The organism is Ensifer sp. SSB1, from assembly GCF_016652895.1.
Classification (GTDB): Bacteria; Pseudomonadota; Alphaproteobacteria; order Rhizobiales; family Rhizobiaceae; genus Ensifer.
Genome location: NZ_JAEPRP010000282.1, coordinates 1 through 5745 on the forward strand (window position 1 = coordinate 1; position 5745 = coordinate 5745).

Here is a 5745-nt window from a genome sequence, read left to right on the forward strand (position 1 = left end):
AGCTCGGGACCTGCACGCCCTTGTAGCCACAATCGGCCGCCCATTTGGTGATCGCGTCCCAGGAATTGAACGGTGCCGCATCGCCGGCAAATTGCGCAAGAAAGAGCCCTGGCCCCTTGATGGTTTTCATGTTTCTCCTCCTCCAGGAAAAATGCAGGTGAGCGACCGACGCCTGTCTCGCTCCCTGGGAGTGTCAATCGGCGCGCCCTCAAAGTCAGGTGGTCCGCCAAAGCCCTGTGCTCCGCTGCGCGCCGACGCCGATCGGTCATTTCGATCGTTGACGGCAGCCCGCGTAAGCCGCGGGCTGCCTTTTCAGTCAAACCTGGATCAGAACGGCGAATCCGGGAAGTAGAAGTCCTTGGCATTGTCCTTGGTCACCAGCGTCGCATCGATCGTGTAGACACCGCGGACCGGGACCTGGCCGTAGAAATTGGCCACGGTCATCTCAAGCGCCGTACCGACCATCGCCGGCGGGTAGAGAACGTCGACCGGGATCATCTTGTCGCCGTCCATGACCTTCTTGATCATTTCCTTCGAGCCTGCACCGGCGACGACATACTGGATGTCGGTGCGCTTTGCCTGCTCGATCGCCTGTAGCACGCCTACGGCCATGTCGTCGTCCTGGCACCAGACGACGTCGATCTTCGGGTACTTGGTCAGGTAGTCCTGCATGACCTTGAAGGCGTCGTCGCGGTTCCAGTTGCCGTATTGGCGATCGAGAACCTTGACCTTCGAGCCTTCGATGCCCTTGTCGAAGCCGTCCTGGCGCTGCTGGTCGATCGGGATCGGCAGGCCGCGGATGACGACGACTTCAGCTTCCGGCGTCGTTGCCTTGATGTATTCGCCGGCAACCTGGCCAAGTGCGGGGTTGTTGCCCGCAACGTAAAGGTCACGCACGGAGTTGTCGTTGACGCTCGGCGCACGGTCCACGAGAGCGACGAAGGTCCCCTTGCCCTTCACTTCCTTGATGGCGTTGACCAGCGGATCCGGATCGGTCGGCAGGATGACGAGCGCGTCGATGCCCTGTGTCTCGAGGTCCTGCACGGCGTTCGCCTGGCTCGCCGGGTCGGGAGAGGTCTTGACGATGACGTTGAGGCCCGGGTTGCGTTCCATCAAGATCTTGGCGACGCGCTCGGCATGGAAGACCACGCCGGCCGTCCAGCCATGGTCGGCTGCCGGGATCGAGACACCGATCGTCACTTTCTTTTCTTCCTGCGCGTGCGACACGCCAGCAAGGGCGGTCATGGCCGCGAGGGTCAGGCCGAATAGCTTATTACGCATTAAGTTCCTCCCAAATATCAGGTCAGCCTGTTGCAGGCCGGGAGACCTGTGGACCCGGCCGTCTCACGATTTCCGAACCAGCGAGCGCTGGACGAGCATCGCAATGATGATGATCGCACCCTGGATGGCGCCGATCAGGTATTCGCTGATGAAGTTGGAGAGCAGCATGATGTTGCCGACCAGTTCGAGGATGAACGCGCCGCAGATCGTGCCCCAGACGCGACCGGCCCCGCCCTTGAGCGCCGTGCCGCCGACGACCACGGCCGTGATCGCCTGCAGTTCCCACAGGATGCCCGTCGTTGCCGAGGTGGAGCCGAGACGCGGCACGTAGAGAAGCACAGCCGCCGCCACGCAGAGGCCCTGGATCACGAAGGCGACGGTGCGGACGCGGTTGACCGAGATGCCGGAATAGCGCGCGACGTCGCGATTGGAGCCGACGGCGACGACATGCCGTCCGTAGCGGGTCCGGTAGAGGATGAAGGCGGCGACAGCGGTCACGGCGAGGATGACGACGATCGGAACCGGCACGCCGAAGATGGTGCCGAAATAGGCGGGACGATAGATCTCCTGAAGCTCCGGTTCCTTGAGCGTGATCGCGCCGCCCTGCGACAACCAGGTCGTCAAGCCGCGATAGATACCCATGGTGCCGAGCGTCGCGATAAAGGGCTCGATCTTTCCGACGGTGGTGATCAAGCCGTTGGTAAGGCCACAGAGTGCGCCGGCAACGATGGTGAACAGGATCGCAGCCAGGAGCATGAGCACGGGATCTGCTATGACCCCGGAGTTCATGAAGAGGATCATCAGACTGGCGATGAAGGCGACCATGGCCCCGACGGAGAGATCGAGGTCGCCCGACGAAATCACGAAGGTGGCGCCGACCGCGATGATGGCGATGAAGGCGCTGCGGGTGGCGACATTGGCGAGGTTGTTGATGCTGATGAAGTTGGGATTGACCAGGGCGCCAACCAAAAGCAGCAATGCCAGCGCGACGAACGGCGCCACGGCCCTTAGATCGATGTCGCGCCAGCTGCGACGGCGAATTGCGCCCTGGCTGCCTTCCTCGTTTACGCTCATATCCAATTGAACCTCCGTCCCAGCTCTCGGGAATCTTATTGTTCTCGGCAACTTCGCAGGATGCGCCGGCCCTGCCTCAAGCCGCCGTTTTCTTCTTCAAGCCTGCAGCGTAGCGCATGATCTCCTGCTCTGAGATCTCGTCACCCTCGAGGATGCCGGCGATATTGCCCTCGCGCATGACCACCACCCGACTGCACAGGCCAATGACCTCGGGCATCTCCGATGAAACGACGATAATCGAGCGCCCGTCCCGGGCGAGCGCCGAGATGAAGTGGTAGATCTGCTGCTTGGTGCCGACGTCGATGCCGCGAGTCGGCTCGTCGATGATGATGATGCTCGGGTCGATCTCCATGACCTTGGCAAGCAGCAGCTTCTGCTGGTTGCCGCCCGACATGCGCCCGGCGACGACACTGTCGTCCCTGACGCGAATGTCAAATCGGCGGCGTGCCTTGACGAGAGCCGCTTCTTCGCTTCCGGGATCGAGGTAACCGAGGCGGGTATGCCGATCGAGCGATTGCAGCGTCAGGTTCGCCATCATGCCGGCATTGAGCAGCAGGCCCTTTGCCTTGCGATCCTTCGTCATGTAGGCGAGGCCGGCATTGTTGACCGCATGCACGTCGCCGGACGCCACCGGCTGGCCGCGAACCAGGACTTCACCGGTCGTGCGCGGGCGCAATCCGACGATCGCCTCCATCAGTTCCGTTCGACCCGAGCCGATCATTCCGGAAAAGCCGAGGATTTCGCCGCGACGGACCTCGAAGCTTGCGTCCTTGACGTAACCTGTCGAGACCGAACTGACGCGCAGCACGACCTCCTCGTCGACGTCGGGTTCTGTCTTGGCGGGATAGAGGCTCGAAAGCTCCCGGCCGACCATCAACTGTGCTATTGCCTCGCCGTCGAGGATCGAGGTCGGAGACGTCTTGATCCATTGGCCGTCGCGGAGCACCGTCACGCGATCGGTCAGTTCCATGACCTCGTCGAGCTTGTGCGAGACGAAGACGAAGCTCGTGCCCTTGTCTCGCAGCTTGCGTACCAGGCGGAACAGGAAGTTCGTTTCCTCGCGGGAAAGCACCGCTGTCGGCTCGTCCATGAAGACGACACGCGCGTCACGGCTGATCGCCTTGGCAATTTCCACCATCTGCTTTTCGGCAATCGACAGCGAGCCGATCATCGCATTCTCGTCGACGTGAGAGCCGAGCAGATCGAGAACACGGCGCGTTTCAGCGCGCATGAACTTGCGGTCGAGCACGCCGAAGCGCGTCACTTCGCGGCCGAGAAAAAGGCTCTCGGTCACCGTGAGATGTTCGGCCAGGTTGAATTCCTGATGGATGATGACGATGCCAAGTGCTTCGGCTGCGCCGTTTGCCGGGAGCTTCACCGACTGGCCGTCGAGAAGGATTTCGCCCGAGGTCGGCTGCTCGAAGCCGGACAATATCTTGACGAGCGTGGACTTGCCGGCGCCGTTCTCCCCCATCAGCGCGTGAATCTCGCCCTGGCGCAGCTCGAAATCGACGCTGAACAGCACCTGTACGCCGCTGAAGGATTTGCTGATGCGTCGCGCGGACAGCACGACGGGAGCCCCGTCGACAACCTCCGTGGTCATTTTCCCCTCCCTGCGGCCTCCACCGCTTTTTCAATGATGTAAACCTTTACACTGACCGATGTAAAGGTTTACATCATGCTTGTTCGACAATTTTTTCGGCCTGCGCGTTTGACCGTCAGGCAAGTCTGTGTAGTGTCTCGCAACCAAGCCCGAGGCCAGCCGAGTGTCCGATTCCACCCCCGCAACCATTGAAGATGTCGCACGGATCGCCGAGGTGTCGATCGCGACGGTTTCGCGGGCGATCCACATGCCGGAGAAGGTTGCGAAGTCGACGCGGCTGAAGGTCAATCAGGCCATCGCATTGACGGGCTACACCACCAACGCGATGGCGCGGAGCCTGAGGCTGGGCCGCTCGAACATGATCCTCGTGGTCGCACCCGATATCGGCGACCCCAATTTCTCCAGCATTCTGGTCGGTCTTGAGAACGAAGCCCGCGCCCATGGCTACGGCGTACTGATCGGGCATACCCAGAATGATGCCCAGCGCGGCCTGGAATATCTGAAGTTCTTCAACTCGAACCAGGCAGCCGGCCTGATTCTGTTTACGGGCATTCTTCCTTTCGGCCATCAGGAAGTGACACCGCGCCTACCGCCAACCGTCGGGGTATTCGAGCCGGTCTTCAACGGAGGAATTCCCTACGTCGGCGTCGACGACGTCGAAGGCGCGCGCAAGGCGGTCGATCTCCTCATTGCCGAAGGGCATCGGCGGATCGCATTCATCGGCGACTCCCATACGCGGCTGGCCTATGGCCGTCGCCGCTCGGGCTACGAAGCCGGACTTGCCGCGGCCGGCATCCCCCCAAACCGCCGCCTCATCCTCGAAGGTGATGGAACGGTGGAAAGCGGCCGGCTGGCGCTGGAACAGCTTTTCATGCGCGACGACCTCCCGAGCGCATTCATGTGCGTCAACGATCAGACTGCCCTTGGTGTTGCGCTTGGGCTCAAGGCACGTGGCTACGACATACCGGACCATTTTTCGGTCACCGGCTTTGACGATGTCCCGCAGGCCAGCTTCATGACCCCTTCCCTGACCACGATAAGGCAGCCGCGCACCGCGATCGGCAAGCACGCAATGGCGTTGCTTCTCGAGATGCTTTCGGACCGCACACCGTCAGAAACGGAAATCCTGTTGAGACCCGACCTGGTGGTCCGCAACTCTGTGGGTCCGCCACCGGCAAGGCGATGACATGCGCCTATGGCCGCGCACCTGCGGTCGCTGCGGTACGACCGGTTCACTCCGAAACCGAGGCGGCGATCCTGTTGCGCGCCTGCATGATGATCTCGCGCAGCCAACGGCGCATCGGCGAATGATGCGAACGATCGTGCCAGAGCATGTGAAAGACCATCTGCGGAAACTCGATCGGCGGCTGGCGCACTACGAGCGGTAAGCGCCCGCGAAGTAGCTGGCAAAACGGCGGCTGGTGGAAAAGATGAGGTCCGACTGCAGCAGGAGGTAAGGCGCGGTCGTAAAGTAGGAATGCGCCACGGTGCGCACCCGGCTGACGCGCAGGCTCGACAGGTGGGTTTCGAAGACACCGCGATGGGCCATTGAATAGGCTACCGGCACGATATGGAGACCAGGGGTCTCCGCATCCCCGCGGGTTTTGAGGAGACAACAGAGGTTTCGGACCATCGTGCCAACGCGCAGTGGTCCGAGGTCGTTTGTAGTGCGGAGCAGAAAAGAGCATGGATTCTATGCGGCCTGAGGCTTTCGGCAAGCCCGCAATCTGGTCGCGATCTACCCATTTGGATCGGCGTCGCGGTGGCGCTGATCAGATTTTTTCAAA

5 protein-coding genes and 1 pseudogene are annotated in these 5745 nt (G+C 61.6%); 1 reads left to right on the plus strand and 5 read right to left on the minus strand.

Translation table 11 applies throughout. The annotated features are described in order from the left end of the window. The 4 genes and pseudogenes from I8N66_RS35670 to I8N66_RS35685 all read right to left on the minus strand — a co-directional run. Positions 1-130, minus strand: a pseudogene (locus tag I8N66_RS35670) (sugar phosphate isomerase/epimerase); the annotation flags it as partial. A 197-nt stretch (positions 131-327) separates the two neighbouring features. Further along, complete coding sequence (locus I8N66_RS35675) at positions 328-1281, minus strand: substrate-binding domain-containing protein (RefSeq protein WP_057249660.1); 954 nt, start codon at positions 1279-1281, stop codon at positions 328-330. A 63-nt stretch (positions 1282-1344) separates the two neighbouring features. Then, positions 1345-2355: an ABC transporter permease gene (locus I8N66_RS35680; protein WP_113538814.1), complete on the minus strand. Its 1011-nt coding sequence runs from the start codon at positions 2353-2355 to the stop codon at positions 1345-1347. Positions 2356-2431: 76 nt separating this feature from the next. Next, positions 2432-3958: a sugar ABC transporter ATP-binding protein gene (locus tag I8N66_RS35685; protein WP_291164761.1), complete on the minus strand. Its 1527-nt coding sequence runs from the start codon at positions 3956-3958 to the stop codon at positions 2432-2434. Between the two features lie 163 nt (positions 3959-4121). On the opposite strand from I8N66_RS35685, the gene I8N66_RS35690 reads away from it, so the two are divergent. Beyond that, positions 4122-5144 (plus strand): LacI family DNA-binding transcriptional regulator, encoded by a 1023-nt coding sequence (locus tag I8N66_RS35690; protein ID WP_223728891.1) that lies wholly within the window; start codon positions 4122-4124, stop codon positions 5142-5144. A 189-nt stretch (positions 5145-5333) separates the two neighbouring features. Here the strand turns inward: I8N66_RS35690 and I8N66_RS35695 are convergent, their stop codons facing one another. Then, complete coding sequence (locus I8N66_RS35695; RefSeq protein ID WP_291164767.1) at positions 5334-5507, minus strand: hypothetical protein; 174 nt, start codon at positions 5505-5507, stop codon at positions 5334-5336. Between the last annotated feature and the right edge of the window lie 238 nt (positions 5508-5745).